The sequence below is a fragment of the Salinivibrio sp. AR640 genome (assembly GCF_001995405.1).
GTDB classification, from domain to species: Bacteria; Pseudomonadota; Gammaproteobacteria; order Enterobacterales; family Vibrionaceae; genus Salinivibrio; species Salinivibrio costicola.
This window is the reverse complement of record NZ_MUFD01000001.1, coordinates 204,805-224,176: the sequence shown is the minus strand read 5'-3', so window position 1 is coordinate 224,176 and position 19,372 is coordinate 204,805. Positions and strand designations below refer to the sequence as shown.

Below are 19,372 nucleotides of genomic sequence, written 5' to 3'. Positions count from 1 at the left end.
AACCGGCCTCAACGTAAGGAAATTCCCCTCTTTTTCGCACTCTCTTTGTGAACGTTGCTGTGGTGTTACACCTCTGTCTTTGGGTTGATCACAGTTCCAGTTTTCTATGCCAGCACAATGAGAGCTAATCCAGATAATCTCCATGTTGTTTTTGTGTCTTCTGGCCTTTTTGTCCAAACTAACGTGCGACATGCAGAGTTACCCATATATGGCCTTTCAGGCTGCATGTGAGCTTAATAGAGCCGAGTATCAGGCTAGGATCAACAGCAAACGCTAGGGTATATAATGAAAAAAATCAGTGATCTGAGAGTAAAAAATAAGCTTGTTGCGCTCATGTTGATAGCCATTGCATTGCTGGTTGCGATCAGTATGTTCACTATCCAAAAAGAGCGTGATCAAGCTTATGCTGAGCGAACCGCTTCGCTAAGGGCCAATATAGAAGTGGCGCAAAGTGTGGTGAATTATTACCGCCAGCAGGCATCAAGAATCGGCGAAGAGGAAGCCAAAACGCAAGCGATCGCGCAACTGAACCAGCTTCGTTATGACGGCGATAACTATTTTTGGGTGCTCAAGCCTGATCTCACGATTGTTAACCACCCGATAAAGCCCAAGTTGAATGGCACCAGTGCGAGCAGTTTGACCGATGGCGACGGCAAGCACCATTGGCGAGAAATGGTAACAGTGAGCAAAGGGTCACAAGGCGGTGTATTGGATTATACTTGGCGCTCACCGGAAGGTGAGATGAAGCCCAAAATCTCTTATGTGAAACGCGTAAATGGTTGGAACTGGATTATTGGCTCGGGCACTCATGTGAGCGATATTGAAGCGCAGTTTATCCAGTCAGCGTGGCAAATTGGCGGATTAACGCTTATCGCGGGGGTGATCCTGTTAGTTTGTGGTGCGTTTGTCAGTCGCGACATCGTTGTGCCGTTAGATGAATTGGTCGAAAAGTTTGATCGGATTGCGGGTGGGGACTTACGCATTGAGTGCGGCTATACCCGTCATGATGAAATCGGTAAATTGGCGCGGCGTATGGATACAGCCATGGGGAGTGTTCGTGAAGCCCTGCGTGTTGCCCATGATGAGGCGAAGCAGTCTTCTACTATGGCGTCGTCGATTGCATCAGCGAGTGAGCAGAGTGCACAAAGTATTCAATCTCAGCGCGCGCAACTCGAGCAACTGGCAACGGCGATGAACGAAATGACAGCAACTGTCGCTGATGTCGCGGATCACGCAGAACAAACTGCGCAAGCCACCAATGATATTTCCTCGATGGCGGAAGGTAGCAATCATAAATTGGATAGCACGGTAGCCAGTATCCGTGAAGTTGCCGAGCGTATCGCTGGGGCAGATAAATTGGTCAATCAGGTCAAGCAAGGCGTGATGGAGATCAGTGATGTCGCGACGGTTATTCAAGGGATCTCTGAGCAGACCAATCTATTGGCCCTAAACGCGGCGATCGAGGCGGCACGTGCCGGTGAGCAAGGTCGTGGCTTTGCGGTGGTGGCCGATGAAGTACGCTCGCTGGCGCAAGGTACGCAAAAATCAACCACGCAAATCCAAGGCACGATAGAAGCGCTGACCAATAACGCGATTGAAGCGGCAGAGGCGATGAAATCAAGCCATACGTCCAGTGAAGCGAGTGTAGAAACCGCGCTTGAAACTCAGCAGCAGCTTAAAGATATGGTGAGTGCGCTGCATGGCTCTAACGATCGCGTGGTACAGATTGCGGCGGCGGCCGAAGAGCAGGGGACGGTGTCTGAAGAAATGAACCAAAACGTCAGCAACATTCATAACTCAGCGAACGAAGTCAGTGGGGCGGCTTCTCACCTGGCAGAGCAAAGCCAGTTGTTGGCAGATTCTGCACGAGAGTTGGATAGACAACTGGATCATTTTGAAGTGTAACCCAAATAAAAACCGCCAGCATTTGCCGGCGGTTTTTTTATTAGCGTATCGCGTACGCTTTATCGCTACATCTTACAGTGAAGACGTGAAGGTACGTGTAATGACGTCTTGTTGCTGCTCTTTAGTCAGCGAGTTAAAACGTACCGCGTAACCAGAAACACGGATAGTCAGCTGAGGATAGTTCTCAGGGTTTTCCATCGCGTCTAGTAGCATTTCACGGTTCATCACGTTCACGTTCAGGTGCTGGCCGCCTTCTTGACCGCTTTCATGGTGGAAGTAACCATCCATTAAGCCCGCCAAGTTCGCGCGTTGGGTGTTTTCGTCTTTACCCAAAGCATTTGGCACAATAGAGAAGGTATAAGAAATACCGTCTTTAGCGTGAGCAAATGGCAGTTTACCGACAGAGGTCAGTGACGCAACCGCACCTTTCTCATCACGGCCGTGCATTGGGTTCGCACCTGGACCAAATGGCATACCCGCTTTACGACCATCTGGCGTATTACCGGTTTTCTTACCGTATACCACGTTTGAGGTGATCGTTAGGATAGACTGAGTCGGAACCGCATCACGGTAAGTTCTCAGTGAGCGGATTTTGTTCATGAAGCGTTCAACCAGGTCACAGGCAATCGCATCAACACGCTCATCGTTGTTACCAAACGCTGGGTATTCACCTTCGATATCAAAGTCGATAGCAATACCGTCTTCGTCACGAACTGGCTTCACTTTTGCGTACTTGATTGCGGCCAATGAGTCAGCAGCAACCGATAGACCCGCAATACCACAGGCCATGGTGCGATATACATCACGATCGTGGAAAGCCATCAATGCCGCTTCATAGCTGTACTTGTCATGCATGAAGTGGATGCTGTTCAGCGCAGTCACGTACTGTTTCGCTAACCAATCCATCAGGTGATCCATGCGGTCCATGACTTTGTCATAGTCTAGCACTTCGTCAGTCATCGCTGGATGCTCTGGTGCAACTTGGATTTTCAGCTTCTCGTCAATACCACCGTTGATGGTATAAAGGAGCGTTTTAGCCAAGTTGGCACGGGCGCCAAAGAACTGCATTTGCTTACCAACGATCATCGGTGATACGCAACAAGCGATCGCATAGTCGTCAGATTCAAAGTCAGTGCGCATCAGATCGTCGTTCTCGTACTGGATAGACGAGGTATCGATAGACACTTTGGCACAGAACTTTTTGAAGCCTTCAGGCAGTTGCTCAGACCAAAGCACTGTGATGTTTGGCTCTGGGCTTGGGCCCATGGTGTACAGGCTGTTTAGGAAACGGAAGCTGGTACGAGAAACCAGAGTACGTCCGTCTAGGCCCATACCGGCAACAGATTCGGTGGCCCAAATTGGGTCGCCAGAGAAGAGATCATCATACTCAGGCGTACGCAGGAAGCGTACCATACGCAGTTTCATGACGAAGTGGTCAATCAGCTCTTGCGCTTGTTCTTCTGTGAGTTTACCGGCTTCAACATCACGCTGTAGGTAGATATCAAGGAAGGTAGACGTACGACCGAGCGACATTGCCGCGCCGTTTTGTGTTTTAACCGCACCCAGGTAACCGAAATAGGTCCACTGAATCGCTTCTTTTGCGTTTTCTGCTGGGCGAGAAATATCACAGCCGTAAGACGCTGCCATTTTTTTCAATTGGCCCAACGCGCGGTGTTGTTCTGCAATTTCTTCACGCAGTTGCATGGTCATTTGCAGATCTTCGCCGCTTTCAAATTTCTCTTGTAGAGAATCGAATTGCGCTTTTTTGTCCGCCATCAGGAAATCGATGCCGTATAAAGCAACGCGACGGTAGTCACCGATGATACGGCCACGGCCATAAGCATCAGGTAAACCTGTCAAAATGCCTGACTTACGACACTTCAGGATTTCAGGGGTGTAAATATCGAAAACCCCTTGGTTATGGGTCTTACGATGCTCGGTGAAGGTTTTCTTTACTTGAGGGTCAAGTTCACGACCGTATGCGTCACACGAGCCTTGAACCATACGAATACCACCGTAAGGAAGCATAGCGCGTTTTAGCGGCGCGTCAGTCTGTAGACCAACAATCTGCTCTAGATCTTTCTCAATGTAGCCGGCGTCGTGAGAGGTCAGGGTAGAAACCACAGACGTATCAAAATCAACCGGGGCATGCGTCGCGTTTTCTTGCTTGATGCCTTCCATCACGCGCGCCCACAGTTGGCGAGTCGCGTCAGTTGGCTCAGACACTAGGAATGATTCGTCACCCTCATAAGGGGTATAGTTTTTTTGGATGAAGTCGCGAACGTCAACGGCTTTGCTCCAGTTACCTTCAACAAATCCTTCCCATGCATTGGAATTGTGCTCAGACATGTTGCACCTACCTGTTCTCTTTTCAAAAAGACATGTGTTGGGACCAAGGCCAGTCATAGTGTTGTGTCAGTATGGCTGACGCTGTGACCCATCGATTTATCCGGATGCCCCGCCCGAAAGCGGGGCCGTGTTATTACAATAAAGGTGGAATGCCGGGAATCATTCCGACTGCCAACATAGCAGCCACACAAATGATCACTGTGGCGGTTGGAATCACCAGACGATCGATGGTCGATAGCGTACCAGGACGCTCTTTATCACCGATAAGACCGTTGTTGTCCAAGAGCATAGTGACTGCCCAACCAAAGACTGGGTTAACAGCCATGGAGGCGAAAATACAAATACCGGCTGATTGGCTAGACTTCGCGTCTTTAACCATTTGCATCCCTGCTTCAAGAAGCGGCAGGAACACACCTGATAATAGTGCAATGGTCATCACCGGTGGCCAGGTTGCTACATCCATTGGATAACCAATCAACGCAACCGCAATACATAACAGACCGAGGACAATGGCCCCGCCAGGAATCGGGCGACGAGCAATCGCTGCAGGAATCATATAAGTGCCCCATGAGGATGTGATATTACCCCCACCGACTGATGCCCCAACGATTTGGCGGATAGAACACCCTGTCATGGTGTCATCCACGTCCATCAATACCTTTTCGGCCTTTTTCGGGTAATTAAGTTCCTGGAAAATACGGTGACCAAGAAAGTCTGGCGACCACATCGCTACCGCGAGCAGAGCAAATGGTAGTGACGCAAGAAAGTGCGATAGGGTTGGTAAGCCCATTTGCCAACCTTGCTCGGTTGATCCCCACCAGTAAACCGGGTTTAGGTTTGGCACACCCGGTTGTGTCACAAACTCTAGTGATGAGCCGGCACCTAATGCGGTGGCAATCAATCCACCGGTAACGGCACAGACAGGAATCGCTAACCAGCGTTTACCAATGCGAGCCAAAAAGGCATAAATCACAATGGATACGGCCAGAATGACAATGGATATATAGCCCATATCAATGGCAGCACCCCAGGCTAGTAGGCTCTCAATTTGACCTTTTGCCCCGCCAAAGCCCAAGAAAATCAGCAAGCCACCCGCTACCCCTTGGCTGGTTAGGTTCACTAATTTAGACCCGCCTTTGACATAACTGAGTATCAAGCCAAAGGCACCGATTAGGATCCCTAAGGCGAGAGGATGTGCGCCGGCGAGCGCGATGGTCCCGACAAGCGGGATCATTGGCCCATGGTTACCGGCCAGGTTAGCGCGTGGATTGATAAATCCGCATAAAAGGACACAAAAAAGGAGTGCGGGGATAAGCATTTCAACCCGCGCGACCTCAACAGCAAACGCTTTACCTAAAGTCACATGATCCCACGCGGCGGTTAGCCCCTCAGCCCATGACATCATCACTGCAGAATACATAGCGATAATGCCGATGGTACCGGCCAGCGCGGGAACAAGATCCTCAATTTCAAAACGGAAGTCACGGCCAGGCAGGTTCAAGCCCCAACGGCGCGGACGCATAATTTGTAGTTCGTGATTCAGGTAGTCAGCCCGGGAGGCAAATGAAGAAGCCGGCTTGTGCTTCTTTTGATATTCGCTCTTTTCATCGTGACTCACACTGCGGTCTTGAGCATGTGTTGCCATAATTTCCTCGTCTACAGAAAGCAAAAGCTTTCGAAACAGCGACTTAGCCAGTCTTGGTTTATTTTTAACGCTGGCCTTGTGGCCGTGTTCTGTTTCGTTATCAGCATGCTAACAACAGGGTGATTCCCGAATGTTGACTTAGATCATTACCGTGTAATTTTTTTACGTGCTACGCCGGTGTTTACCGAGATTCTAGACCCATTATCGCGTTCACAATCCGACTAAAGTCGCTATTTTGTAATTTAATTACCAATAAGGGCGGTAAATATGTGCCACAAAACAGCAAGATAACGACGTTATTGTATGGCGTTTCGCCGAGTTTGTTGTGAGCGCATGTTAACAAATAAAGACAGCAAACGTTTGTTCGCTGTAGTGAATAAAAAAGATAGGTTATAGTCGAGGTGTTGTCTTCTAAAAATGGATTTTCATGTTGCGACGCTTATGTTTGTTTCCCTTTGAATCTCGAATGCTGATTTCTGTCAGTCGTCGACTTGCAGTCATGCTGCTGTTTTTACTGTCATTCGCGACGGCGCAGGCGGCAGAAATAGCGGACGTAAGTGCCTCTATCGAGAGTGGAAATTATCAGCAAGCTCTGAAGTTGTCAGCGGCGTTACTGGCGCAGCAAGGCGATCAAAAGCTTGTGTCACCTCAGCGCGCCGAACTCTGGCGCTTACAGGGCATCAGCTATCTCTATCTTAATCAGCGTGCCGAAGCTTATCGTGCCTATCAAAACGCGTTAGCATTGAACTCACTGTCAGAAGCCAGCGAAGCGGATGCGCTTGCTGCCGTGATCCGTTTGGCCTATCGGGTCAATCAATATGATGAGGTGCTAAATTATGCGCGCCAACTCAGTGAGCACCATCATTTATCCCCCGCCTCAGGCCGTCTTGCGATGCAGGCTGCTTATTCTTTGTCGCGATTTGATGTGGCGATTGATTATGCCAACCAGCTTCAAGAACTCGACGCACTTGATGCCTTTGTATTGCAAACAAAGGCGCTGAGTGAAATGGCGTTGTCGCGTTATGGTGCGGCGGCGGCAACGTTTGATCAGTTCGTGAATGCGGCTGATGTGGCGCCCAAGTGGCTCGAGCAAGCCGCGCGTGCGCATGTTAAAGCGGGGACGCATCGCACTGCTCGGCAATATTTAGCAAGGGCCAGGGCGGATATTGCGCTATACCGAGCGATTGCTGTTTCTCGACTTGATTCCAACGAGGCTGAGCAGGCGTTATTGTACTGGCAGCAGGGGCTACAGCAGCTTGACCGTGTAGCAACGCGTGATGAGCAGTTATTTATGGTGCAATGTCTGATCAAAAATAACCAGCGTGTAGCGGCTCTGAATCGAATTAGTGAAGTGAATTTAACCCAGCCGGATAAACAAACGTTGAAGTTGCAGGTAATGCTGGCTTATCAATTAGGCCATTGGAAAGAGGTCATTGATACGGCGCAAGTGGCACTGTCTTATGGGTTGAAAGACGATAAGATGCTTTGGCAGTGGCTGGCCATTAGTGCGATTAAAGCGGGCGACTACACGCTTGCCGACTATGCGCTTGACCAATGGCAAAGCAAGGATCCGTCTGAGCTTGTCGATCGCTGGCGAGACACGCTTGAACTGCTTAAAGCAAAACGTGCAACACGGCGTGACAGTCGCACCTCGTAATCCGATCCAGCAGATGTCTATTATTGAGTACAAGACTGTCTTCTAATAGAAAAGAAACGCCTTTTTGTTCACAGTTTTGTCACCTGTGTTTTGTCGCAAAAATAAAATCAATTGCATCTTTATCCTCCTTTTTATTTTGCCTTTATCAATAAAAACAATCTTTTTTCTTGCGTTTGCCTCTACACTTATTGTGGTTGAGGACTCAGGCATCGCGAGTATACGCCCAGATACTGAGTGTTCATTTTTTCAGCATTAAATATTGCATTTGACTTTTTATGCAGTAATAGTGACTATAATAAAACAGATTTAAAGGTTAACAAAATGTTGCTCCTCAAGAGAAGGGGTGATATTTTCAATTGATAAACTCAATACAATAATTATCACGGATGATAGGAGTTAGCGCATGACGGATGCAGTAGCGCTACAGGTAAAGTCACTTAAAAAAAGCTTTGGGCAGCATCAAGTGCTCAAAGGCATTTCACTCGATGCCCACCGCGGCGACGTCATCTCGATTATCGGGTCTTCCGGGTCTGGTAAAAGTACCTTTTTGCGCTGTATTAACTTACTTGAAACCCCTACTGGCGGTGAAATTTGGGTCAATGGTGAATTGATCAAAATGAAAAATAACCGTGCAGGCGATCCGGTGCCCGTCAGCGATAAACAAGTACAGCGCATTCGCTCTCGTCTGGCGATGGTGTTTCAGGGGTTCAATCTATGGTCGCACATGACCGTGCTGCAAAATGTGATAGAAGCGCCAGTGCATGTGCTCGGCGTGCCCAAAGCAAAAGCGATTGAAGATGCTGAAGCCTTTCTCCATCGGGTTGGCTTATACGAGCGCCGTGACTACTATCCCGGCCACTTGTCAGGCGGCCAGCAGCAGCGTGCTGCCATTGCACGGGCGCTTGCCGTGGAGCCAGAAGTACTCCTGTTTGATGAGCCAACCTCCGCGCTTGACCCCGAGTTAGTGGGGGAAGTGTTGGGCGTGATGCGTTCACTGGCCGAGGAAGGGCGCACCATGTTGGTGGTAACCCATGAAATGAGTTTTGCGCGTGATGTCTCTAATCATGTGATGTTCTTGCATCAAGGATTAGTGGAAGAGCAGGGCAACCCGAAAGAACTGTTTGATGCACCTGACTCTGAGCGTCTGCAGCAATTTATATCGTCAATATACTGATTAATTAAATAGAATTATCAATAGCATAACCATGCAATAGGGCTTTTGCCCACACAACATCGTTAAACGACAGGAGAAAGGAAGATGAAAAAATGGCTAGTTGCCGCCGCCGTGATGGCCGCAGTTGGGTCAACCTCCGTTGCAGCCAAGGATTGGAAGGTCGTACGTTTTGGTATTGAAGGCGCCTACCCTCCTTTTAGCTGGACCACAAACGAAGGTGATCTCAAAGGTTTTGATGTCGATATGGCCAATGCGCTGTGTGAGGAAATGCAGGCCAAGTGTAAGATCGTCGCGCAAGATTGGGATGGGATCATTCCGTCACTGCTGGCGCGTAAATACGATGCCATTATCGCGGCGATGTCGATCACAGAAGAGCGTAAAAGGAAGGTAGATTTTACCAATAAATACGCGTTAATCCCGAACAAGTTTGTGGCCGAAAAGGGCACGGATCTCACCTTCACCGAAGAAGGACTCGACGGGGTGAAAATTGGTGTACAGCGTGCAACCACACACGACAAATATCTTACCGACAACTATGGCGACGCGGTTGATATCGTCCGTTACGGTACGTTTGATGAGGCCTATCTTGATCTAAAAGCGGGTCGTATTGAATCCATTTTGGGTGATGCTTCCGCTTTGCAGCAAGGGCTTCTCGATAAAGAGGGTGGCGATGAATTTGAATTTATCGGTCCTTCTTTGACTGACCCTGAGTGGTTTGGCGAGGGCTTTGGGATTGCGACACGCAAACAAGACAAAGCGCTGACTGAGAAACTTAATCAAGCAATTGATTCATTACGTGAAAAAGGCGTGTATGACGAGATTGCTGCCAAATACTTCGACTACGACGTTTACGGCGAGTAAAAGGCAGGCGGGCAGCATGAAAGTGCTGCCCGAATCATATGATTGATTTGAAAGGTTACGAGTGGTCCCTGCTCGAAGGCGCATGGGTGACCCTTCAGGTTGCGCTATTATCACTGGGCTTGGCCATGTTACTCGGGATGCTCGGGGCGCTTGCCAAATTATCTAAATTGGGTTGGTTGCGTGGCATTGCGACCGTCTATACCACGGTGATTCGTGGGATCCCTGATTTGGTACTGATGATGCTGATTTTTTACGGCGGTCAAATGCTGCTCAATAACAGCTTATATGGCATGAATGAATGGCTCAATGAGTACATGGCCGGACAAAATCCCGATCATGACTGGACTGCCTATTTACCCGACTATATCGACGTTAGCCCGTTTATCGCCGGGATCCTAACCATTGGTTTTATTTTTGGTGCTTACATGGCTGAAACCTTTCGGGGGGCCATCATGGCGGTCGACGCCGGCGAGATGGAAGCCGCGCGCGCCTATGGTATGAGCAGTAGTTTGGCGTTTCGCCGCATCTTGTTGCCACAAATGATCCGCCATGCGCTGCCAGGGTTTGGTAACAACTGGTTGGTACTGTTAAAAACCACCGCGCTGGTGTCCATTATTGGCTTGGATGACATGGTACGTAAAGGCGCGTTGGCAGCCGGCTCGACCCAAATGCCATTTACGTTTTACTTTACCGTCGCGCTTATTTTCTTGCTCTTTACCAGCATCTCGACCACCGGGCTGCGTTGGATGGAGCGTCGCTTTAGTATTCATACGCGGTAGGTGACTATGGATTTTTCACTTGTACTCGAAACATGGCCGATTTATCTCGATGGCCTTTGGACGACCGTATGGCTGGTGGCTTCCGCGTTAGTGATTGGTTTGCTGGTGGCCGTGCCTGTCGCCGTGGCGCGCAATGCACAGTTTCCGCTTTGGCGTTACCCTGCGTGGGCGTTTATTTACTTTTTCCGTGGTACACCGTTGCTGATCCAACTGTATTTGATTTACTACGGCCTAAGCCAAGTGGTAAACGTTGAAGATTCGTTGTGGCAACATGCATGGTTTTGCGCGTTGGTTGCGTTCGTCCTCAACACCGCAGCGTATACCGCTGAAATTATTCGTGGTGCCATCAATGGCTTGCCCAAAGGAGAAGTGGAAGCGGCGATTGCCTATGGCATGAGCCCGTATAAAGCCTTTTCGCGGATCATTCTGCCCAGCGCGATGCGCCGTGCTTTACCGGCATACAGTAACGAAGTGGTATTTATGCTTCACGGCTCGGCCGTCGCCGGCATTATTACCATTGTTGATCTCACCGGGGCGGCTCGGATTGTAAATTCGCGTTATTATGCGCCCTTTGAATCTTTTTTGACCGCGGGTGTGTTCTATATGGCGCTGACATTTAGCATCCTATGGATGTTCCGCTTAGCAGAGCGTCGCTTTTTACGTCATATGCGGCCATTAAGTTAGCGCTCACTACCGATTCGTCGCTATAAGCAAAGACTTATCGCTATAAACGAAAAACGCCGCAGCATGGCCGTGCTGCGGCGTAATAATATTAAGCGGCGTCTTAAGCGATATTGTTAAGCGCGCTTGCGCGGCCAATTCGAGGGCTTATTTAAAGGTGGCCCAAATTGGCGCGTGATCGGAGGGTTTTTCAATGCCGCGCAGCTCGTAATCAATCCCCGCATCAATACAGCGGCTGGCAAGATCTTGGGTGGCTAACACCACATCAATGCGTAAGCCACGGTTATCATCAAAACCGCGCGAACGGTAGTCAAACCACGAGAACTGATCATTCACCGCTGGATGTAGGGTGCGGAAGGTATCCACGAAGCCCCAATTCATCAACGTCTCTAACCACTCACGCTCTTCAGGTAAGAAAGAGCACTTACCGGTGCGTAGCCAGCGCTTGGCATTGTGATCGCCAATACCAATATCGTCGTCTTTAGGGCTGATGTTGATATCGCCCATAACCACCAGGTGTTCGCTGGGATCACGACCCTCTAAATAGGTCATCAAATCTTGGTAGAATTTACGTTTGGCAGGAAATTTGGTTTCGTGGCTACGGTTTTCCCCTTGGGGAAAGTAACCATTGAGAACGGTGACAGGTTGGCCATTTTCGCCTTCAAACGTGGCCATAATCATACGGCGTTGGGCGTCTTCATCATCGGTTGGAAACCCTTTTTGTACGCTGATTGGCGACTTTTTGCATAGCATCGCCACACCATAGTGCGCTTTTTGGCCATGAAAGTGTACTTCATAGCCCATGGCTTCGACATCGGCGAGTGGAAAGGCATCATCGTGCACCTTGGTTTCTTGCAACCCGATCACGTCAGGCTGGTGTTTTTCAATTAAGGCTTGCAGTTGATGTAAACGCGCTCGAATACCGTTGATATTAAAGGAGATGATTTTCACGTGTGAGGCTGCCTTTGTTGTCTTATTGATAGTAAGACACTTTACCAGCTTCGTTCAATGAACGGAAAGGCGGCCTCAATACAATGCTCGGCGTATGGTGACGAGGATGTGTGGTACGTAATGGGGGGGAGATTAGCTTGCGATCGAAAAGGCGCCTAAGCACTCACCTTGACTAAAAATCGCGCCTTCTTGGGTGCAGGGGTCAAAACGCAGGGTAGGTTGAGACAAAACAGGAAGACGATGAAGCAAATGCTTGAGGATAATATCCCCGTTAAACTGATGAATCACGACCTGCCAGTTGGCAAGGTTGGGAAGAGCAAAATTAACTATCAATGGCGTTCCTTACTGATTTAAATGTGGTTGATGGTGTTTGTGGTTGTGTTTGCGCACGGCGCAAATGATACCAGTGACGTAGTCTGCCGTTAGTGGCGGCCATATTTTATCTCCATGAGTTAAATGATTATTGCTCTGCCCTCAGTGGTTATCCATCATGGGCCGAATGAATGCGTCGGCCTCTTTAGGGTGAGCGATCAGCATTAATACAGTGATCCCCACGAATGAGAGATAGCAAAAGGGCGTTTAACGGGTTATCAATGTAGGAAAAAAGCGAAAGTGGAATACTGCAGAGAGTCTATGCGGGAAATAGCGTGGTCTGTCTCGACTTTGACTTGATGTCTTATGATGCTCCGTATCTAGAGCTTTAGCTACACTACAGCATTTTTTTACGATGTAAAGGGTTTTAACCAATAATTCTTTGGTATTGGCGACCACCAACGCGGCACATCAGCACCGCGTTAATGATTCTAGCGCTCGCTTATCCTATCGCCAGCTTTGTTTCGGCATAGCGTAGCTTTTGTCGGCGACAATGAAGTCTTGCCGACGCTGCCAACCCGTTACGCCGAAAAATGCCCAAGTCAGTGCAGATTGCGCTTACGATACCAAGGCCGCTATCAAGTACTCGAGAAAAAAGACATCAAACCAACCATACTACCGCGAAGCAATGCGGGTTACTGGAAGGATTGTCATCATCTAGTCACCGTGTACAACAGAGTGCTTATCATGGTTTTGAAAAAAACTGGAACTATCTCTAATCGCTACTAACATAAGTATTAATACCGTTATGATATTTCGTAATAATTATTTTTGTTACCCACGCAACATTATGAGGGCTCACGATGAGTATCATTTACAATGTAAGGATTTCTATTAGGCTCTGGTCAATTGTTGTGATTGCCCTCATTGGTGTAATTGTGATGTCTTTTTTTACGATATCGACGCTCAAAGCTGATCTTATTCATGGTGAAATGAAGAAGCTCGATGCGGTTAATGATGTTGCTATTGAGTATATAGAAAGTGCACATGAAAAATACGAGTCTGGGGGTATAACAGAAAGAGAAGCAATGCTCCTCGCGATGAAGAAAGTAGAAGAAATAAAGTATGAGGGGAGTGAATATATTTTCATATACGATAGGGAAGGGACTATGATTATGGACCCTTCATTACCTAAAGAGGATAGATTTAAAGCTAATTTTTATGATTTTACAGATGCTGAAGGAACACCTCTTTTTCAGCATATGATTGAAAGAACAAAAGAAAATAAACGCGCTACCGTTAATTATGTTTGGGAGTTACCGGATAGTACAATACAGGCCCCAAAAATGTCTCGCGTGATAAGGTTTGAAGAGTGGGGATGGATTGTTGGTACTGGTGTGTATATGAACCATGTTGCCGAAGCGGTGAATCTTATTATTTGGGAAGTAGTCATCGCTGTGGGGGCGTTATCCCTTCCTATACTTTTTCTGTTCTTAGTTATTATCAATAGTGTGGTTTCACCTTTGAAATCCACTATTTATGCGATGGAGAATATTGCTGATGGAGATGGTGACTTAACCCGTAGGTTGGATGTGAATGGTTCCGATGAACTAGCGCAACTTGCCAAGTGTTTTAATCGCTTTTCAGAACAAATGCGCGGTCTTATAGAAAAAGTAAGTGGTTCTTCTTCGAGTATGAACAAAACTGTCTTACAGCTCAATACTATTATGAAAGATACAGAGGAAGGAGTGTTGCGGCAACAAGAAGAAACAGAGCAAGTTGCCACAGCAATGAATCAAATGACAACGACAGCGCAAGAAGTCACAGCGAATGCATTTGATGCCTCCACATCTGCACGTGAAGCCGAAAATCAAGTTGTTCACTCTAAAGACACGCTGAACAAGGCGATCATTGTCATAGGAGGACTGTCTGAACAGGTGACTGAAGGTGTCTCTGTTATCGAAGAGTTAGGCACTGAGTCGGAAAAAATAGGCTCAGTTTTAGATGTAATACGAAGTATTGCCGAGCAAACTAACTTGTTGGCCTTGAATGCAGCGATCGAAGCGGCCCGAGCTGCCGATGCTGGCCGAGGATTTGCTGTGGTTGCTGATGAAGTTCGCACCCTAGCAGGTAGAACTCAGAAAAGCACGGAAGAGATACAGTCAATGGTCGAGAGTTTTCAACAGAAGACGTCGAAATCAGTGGCTGTTATTAACTCTATAAAAGAAAAAAGCGAGGCAACAGTCAGTGAGGCACGTTTGGTCGATGAGTCTTTGATCAGCATTGAAAACGCCGTCAATGTTATCAACCAAATGAATGCCCAAATAGCTAGCGCAGCTGAGGAGCAAAAAAGCGTTTCTGAAACAATTAATCAAAATATCTCGCATATCACTGAAGTTACTGAACGTACAGGGCAAGGAACTAAGAAAGCCAATGAAGAAACTAAAAATCTGACTGAGTTAGCAGAGAACCTAAACAGTCTGGTTAAAAAATATAAATACAGTTGATTTGGGGGAGTAAATACTTTTATCAGCTATAAGGTCTCACCCTCTCTTCTAGTATGAGTATTAGCATATGAAAAATTACTATTTTTTTGCTTTTATTTTCTCTTGTTCTGTCAGTGCCTCTGAATCCTCAATTAATGATCTTTCTGAGAGTTTGTTTAAATTCAGCACATTAAGCAAAGAAGAGAGAGTTAAGGAGTTGCTTTGGTTTCAAAAGGCAGCGATTCCTTATAAGGGAAAAACCATCAGAGTTGTGTCAGAAGACCTTCCAACACACAGGTATGAATCCAGAATCTTAACTAAAGCGTTTGAGGAGTTGACCGGCATAAGAGTAATACATGAAGTAACAGGAGAACATGATGTCGTTAAGAAAATAGATGCACAAATCAACTATGAATATCATATCTATGATGCTTATATCGCTGATAGTGATTTAATTGGTCTTTTTTCCCGTTCAAATCAAGTTATACCAGTAAGTCATTTAATTAGAAATCCTGATGTTCTCTTTCCATACATGGATATCGATGATTTTATGGCAATTTCTTTTGTGACCGCTAATGATGGAGAAATATATCAACTCCCAGACCAGCAGTTTGCTAACCTCTACTGGTTCAGATATGACTGGTTTAATGATGAAGAGATGAAGAAAAGATTTTACTCCCTTTTTGGATATGAATTGGGTGTGCCATTAAACTGGACAGCTTACCGAGATATAGCAGACTTTTTTACTAACCATATAAGAGAGATTAATGGAAAAAAAGTTTATGGCCATATGGATTATGGAAAAAATCATCCATCATTAGGTTGGCGTTTTTCCGATGCATGGTTGTCCATGGCGGGAATGGGAGATCCAGGACTTCCAAATGGTATACCAGTTGACGAGTGGGGGATAAGAGTCGAAAAGTGCTCTCCTGTCGGTGCATCTGTTGAGCGTGGTGGAGCGATCAATGGCCCCGCAGCGAAATATGCTTTGACTACGTATAAAGATTGGCTTTTAAATTTCGCTCCAACTGAAGCAAAAGATATGGCATTTTCACAAGCAGGTTCAGTGCCTGCGCAAGGAAATATAGCCCAGCAAATTTTTTGGTACACGACATTTACACCTGAAATGATCAAGCCCAACACTCCTGTAACTGATGCTAATGGTATACCGAGGTGGAGAATGGCGCCTTCTCCTGTTGGTGTGTATTGGGAAGATGGGATGAAAAAGGGTTATCAAGATACTGGAGCGTGGACATTTCTACGTAGTGCTCCCATAGAGAATACAAATGCAGCGTGGCTGTATGCTCAATTTGTGACGTCGAAAACAGTTACCATGAATAAGTTCCTAGAGGGATTAACGCTTATTCGGTTTTCCGATGTGACGAGTGATTTTATTCAAAAAAACTCACATAGATATGGCGGACTCATAGAATTTTATTTAGGAAAAGAATCGATGAAATGGACTCCTACGGGGACCAATGTTCCAGATTATACAAAAATGTCCGATATATGGTGGAAGAGTTTAGGAGGGGTTATTCATCGAGGCGAAAGCGTTGGTTCTGCACTGGACAATATGGCTGAGAAAATGGATGCCACACTAGAAGATGTTTCATATTTAAATAAAATAAGTTATTGTTCTCCTCGTTTAAACGATAAAAAAGAAAAGGGTTATTNGACCAATGTTCCAGATTATACAAAAATGTCCGATATATGGTGGAAGAGTTTAGGAGGGGTTATTCATCGAGGCGAAAGCGTTGGTTCTGCACTGGACAATATGGCTGAGAAGATGGATGCCACACTAGAAGATGTTTCATATTTAAATAAAATAAGTTATTGTTCTCCTCGTTTAAACGATAAAAAAGAAAAGGGTTATTGGCTCAATAGACATGGTTCTCCAAAAGCGAAAATAAAGCAAGAGTGGCCGGAAGGTAAAACAGCATCATACGAAGAAGTACTCAAATTATGGCGGTAAAAAACTATGAAGACATGTCTTTGTTTGTTGTTAATCATTTCGTCCTGGCCTGCTTTCTCGAATGAAAAGGTTACTATTTTTATTCAAGAGTATCAGCCATATATTTCAATTAATAATAAGGAGTTGTCTGGGGTGTCGGTTGATTTGCTTAAGTCTTTGTTTGATAGGGCTGGAATAGAATATGCATTAAAATCAAGGCCATTTAAACGCGCGTATGAGACAGTGTTGGGGAATACTCATGAGAGTGAAGGGGAACAATGTTTGTTTCCGATGCAGGCCACACAAGAGAATGCAGCTGATTTTAAATGGATCGGGCCGGTAATGGTAACGGAGTCAGGTTTCTTTGCCAAGGATACAGTAATAAGACATATTTCAGAATTGAAAGGTAAAACTATAGGTAGTTATATAGGTAGCGTTGACGGTGAAAGTCTTGAACGTTTAGGTTTTTCCGTGGAGTATACTAGGAACACACTTCTAAACGCACTAAAAGTTGATGCGGATAGAATGGTCGCACTTGTTGAAGATATTAAAGTAGCAGAGCACATACTTAACAAGAATAAGATTGAGGATGTGGAATTGGTCTACCCTTATAAAAAGTATTTGAATTATTTGGCATGCGGTTCTACTTTGTCTGAAGAAAAGTATAAAAAATTAGAGAGTTCGTTAAGTTATCTTTATGAAGATGGAAGTATAAAGAGCTTGATAAAAATGTTGTGAATATACCGTTTACGTATTATTAAATTGTTCAATCACATCTATTATACCCGTGATCATTGAAGATGCTTAATTTTACATAAAACAGGATTATGGCTCTCACCTATAAAAGTGACTTTAACCGAAAAGCAGAAGCGCGAATCTCCCAGAGATCGCAGGAGAGTTTTTGACGTTTCGTAGCAACGATAACGTTCAGGTTTTCAATCATGTATCTTCAAGTTAATTGGGCATATTCATGTTGAATAACCAAAACGTCCAAATGGCTACACGTTACAGAGGCCGGTCCAATTCCCTAGTCTTCAATTAGTCTATTTATTGACATATGGAATTCCATATATATGATATGCCATATGTATGCAAAGTAGACTATAGCGATGTGTGACACCCTAACGTTTTACAAAGCCGTATCTGAGCCCACTCGGCTGACCTCTTTACTGCTGCTGTCTGAGCATGGTGAGCTTTGTGTGTGCGATTTAATGACGGCGCTGGCGTTGAGTCAGCCTAAAATTTCACGGCATTTGGCGGAGCTACGCAAGCATCAGTTAGTCGTCGGAGAGCGTCGTGGTAAGTGGGTCTATTACCAATTACACCCAACCTTACCTGAGTGGATGCGCGATGTTTTGCGCACCACAGCCATCAATAACCCCTCGCTTCTGAGCTCTGTCACGCCTGTAATGCAGGGCAATACGGCTTGTGGACATCATCAATAGGTAGCGTGTCCCATCAGCAACACGAGTGATTCAACGTCAGCAATAACCAAGGATTTGTCTTATGTCTCAATCTGAAACCTGTGCACCGTCGGCCGCGCAAAAAATGGGATGGCTCGATCGGTATTTAACCGTGTGGATTTTTCTCGCCATGGCCATTGGGGTGAGTGTGGGGTGGCTTTTTCCCGACGTTGCGACCATCAGTGAACGCTTATCGGTCGGGAGCACCAATGTACCGCTGGCGATTGGCTTGATTTTAATGATGTACCCGCCACTGGCAAAGGTAAATTATCGTTTACTAGGCTCGGTCACGCGCGATAAAAAAGCCATTACGCTGTCGCTGATCATGAACTGGGTGGTGGGTCCTATTCTGATGTTCACACTGGCGGTGCTGTTTTTGCGTGATGAGCCAGGGTATATGGCGGGAGTGATATTAATTGGCCTTGCACGCTGTATTGCCATGGTCTTGGTGTGGAACGACATCAGTGGTGGCAATAAAGAGTATGGCGCGGCCCTAGTGGCCCTGAATAGCTTATTTCAGATCCTGACCTACAGTGTGATGGCATGGCTATTTATCACCGTTTTACCTCCTATGCTGGGGTTACAAAGCTATGTGGTGGATGTGACCATGGGGGACATCGCGCAAAGTGTGCTGATTTATCTGGGTATCCCTTTTTTGGCGGGCTATCTATCACGTACCGTGCTGGTCGCTAAAAAAGGTGAACAATGGTACGAAGACGTCTTTTTGCCACGTATTTCCCCGATAACGTTAATCGCTTTGTTGGCGACCATTGTGTTGATGTTTAGCCTAAAAGGGGAGGCGATTATTGCGTTGCCGCTTGACGTGTTACGTATCGCCGTACCCCTGGTAACTTACTTTGTGCTGATGTTCTTTATTAGCTTCTTTGTGGGTAAAAAACTGGGGATCCCCTATGACCGCAACGCATCAATAGCGTTTACCTCATCCGGTAATAACTTTGAACTGGCGATTGCGGTGGCGATTGCGGTATTCGGCATTCACTCTGATCAAGCCTTTGCAGGAGTGATTGGGCCGCTGGTGGAAGTGCCGGTGTTGATTGCCTTGGTGAATGTAGCGCTAAGAATGAAACGGCGCTATACGATTTAATATGAAGTTTTTATGAATACTGACTGATAAGGGTTGTGTGCATGTTGGAAGGT

Annotated in this window: 14 protein-coding genes and 1 pseudogene; 11 read left to right on the top strand and 4 right to left on the bottom strand. The window is 46.5% G+C overall.

All coding sequences use genetic code 11. The features are described from left to right. Positions 1-285 precede the first annotated feature (285 nt). Entirely contained in the window at positions 286-1,905 is a 1,620-nt protein-coding gene (locus BZG75_RS00990) for a methyl-accepting chemotaxis protein (protein ID WP_077575895.1), read from the top strand. Positions 1,906-1,977: 72 nt separating this feature from the next. On the opposite strand, the gene pflB is transcribed toward BZG75_RS00990, so the two are convergent. Beyond that, positions 1,978-4,254 carry a formate C-acetyltransferase gene (gene pflB / locus BZG75_RS00985; RefSeq protein ID WP_077575894.1) on the bottom strand — a complete coding sequence of 759 codons (2,277 nt, stop codon included), beginning with the start codon at positions 4,252-4,254 and terminating at the stop codon, positions 1,978-1,980. Between the two features lie 133 nt (positions 4,255-4,387). Then, positions 4,388-5,899: a DUF3360 family protein gene (locus tag BZG75_RS00980; RefSeq protein ID WP_077460105.1), complete on the bottom strand. Its 1,512-nt coding sequence runs from the start codon at positions 5,897-5,899 to the stop codon at positions 4,388-4,390. A 466-nt stretch (positions 5,900-6,365) separates the two neighbouring features. Here BZG75_RS00980 and BZG75_RS00975 point away from each other — a divergent pair, with 466 nt between their 5' ends. The 5 genes from BZG75_RS00975 (at position 6,366) to BZG75_RS00955 (ending at position 11,054) form a co-directional block, all read left to right on the top strand. Next, positions 6,366-7,556, top strand: coding sequence for a tetratricopeptide repeat protein (locus tag BZG75_RS00975; RefSeq protein ID WP_131825125.1), 1,191 nt, complete (start codon positions 6,366-6,368; stop codon positions 7,554-7,556). Between the two features lie 403 nt (positions 7,557-7,959). Next, a complete protein-coding gene (locus tag BZG75_RS00970) occupies positions 7,960-8,730 on the top strand; it encodes an ABC transporter ATP-binding protein (RefSeq protein WP_077460107.1) in 771 nt (256 codons plus the stop codon). A gap of 84 nt (positions 8,731-8,814) precedes the next feature. Then, the gene (locus BZG75_RS00965) at positions 8,815-9,591 is read left to right on the top strand and encodes an ABC transporter substrate-binding protein (RefSeq protein WP_077575892.1); all 777 of its coding nucleotides are present in this window, start codon (positions 8,815-8,817) and stop codon (positions 9,589-9,591) included. 38 nt (positions 9,592-9,629) lie between these two features. Next, the gene (locus tag BZG75_RS00960) at positions 9,630-10,370 is read left to right on the top strand and encodes an ABC transporter permease (protein ID WP_077460108.1); all 741 of its coding nucleotides are present in this window, start codon (positions 9,630-9,632) and stop codon (positions 10,368-10,370) included. A gap of 6 nt (positions 10,371-10,376) precedes the next feature. Next, positions 10,377-11,054 (top strand): ABC transporter permease, encoded by a 678-nt coding sequence (locus BZG75_RS00955; protein ID WP_021024004.1) that lies wholly within the window; start codon positions 10,377-10,379, stop codon positions 11,052-11,054. A 144-nt stretch (positions 11,055-11,198) separates the two neighbouring features. Here the strand turns inward: BZG75_RS00955 and xthA are convergent, their stop codons facing one another. Then, complete coding sequence (gene xthA / locus BZG75_RS00950) at positions 11,199-12,002, bottom strand: exodeoxyribonuclease III (protein WP_077460109.1); 804 nt, start codon at positions 12,000-12,002, stop codon at positions 11,199-11,201. A gap of 132 nt (positions 12,003-12,134) precedes the next feature. Continuing rightward, on the bottom strand, positions 12,135-12,335 hold the full coding sequence (locus BZG75_RS00945; protein ID WP_077460110.1) for a hypothetical protein: 201 nt from the start codon (positions 12,333-12,335) through the stop codon (positions 12,135-12,137). Between the two features lie 510 nt (positions 12,336-12,845). On the opposite strand from BZG75_RS00945, the pseudogene BZG75_RS15495 reads away from it, so the two are divergent. The 5 genes and pseudogenes from BZG75_RS15495 to arsB all read left to right on the top strand — a co-directional run. After that, positions 12,846-13,028 (top strand): annotated as a pseudogene (locus BZG75_RS15495) (transposase); the annotation flags it as partial. 149 nt (positions 13,029-13,177) lie between these two features. Then, the gene (locus BZG75_RS00940) at positions 13,178-14,821 is read left to right on the top strand and encodes a methyl-accepting chemotaxis protein (RefSeq protein ID WP_077460111.1); all 1,644 of its coding nucleotides are present in this window, start codon (positions 13,178-13,180) and stop codon (positions 14,819-14,821) included. A gap of 1,957 nt (positions 14,822-16,778) precedes the next feature. Then, on the top strand, positions 16,779-17,489 hold the full coding sequence (locus tag BZG75_RS00930; protein WP_077575890.1) for a substrate-binding periplasmic protein: 711 nt from the start codon (positions 16,779-16,781) through the stop codon (positions 17,487-17,489). Positions 17,490-17,860: 371 nt separating this feature from the next. After that, positions 17,861-18,196: a metalloregulator ArsR/SmtB family transcription factor gene (locus tag BZG75_RS00925; RefSeq protein ID WP_077460114.1), complete on the top strand. Its 336-nt coding sequence runs from the start codon at positions 17,861-17,863 to the stop codon at positions 18,194-18,196. A gap of 61 nt (positions 18,197-18,257) precedes the next feature. Continuing rightward, positions 18,258-19,319: an ACR3 family arsenite efflux transporter gene (gene arsB, locus BZG75_RS00920; RefSeq protein WP_021024014.1), complete on the top strand. Its 1,062-nt coding sequence runs from the start codon at positions 18,258-18,260 to the stop codon at positions 19,317-19,319. The last annotated feature ends 53 nt before the right edge of the window (positions 19,320-19,372 follow it).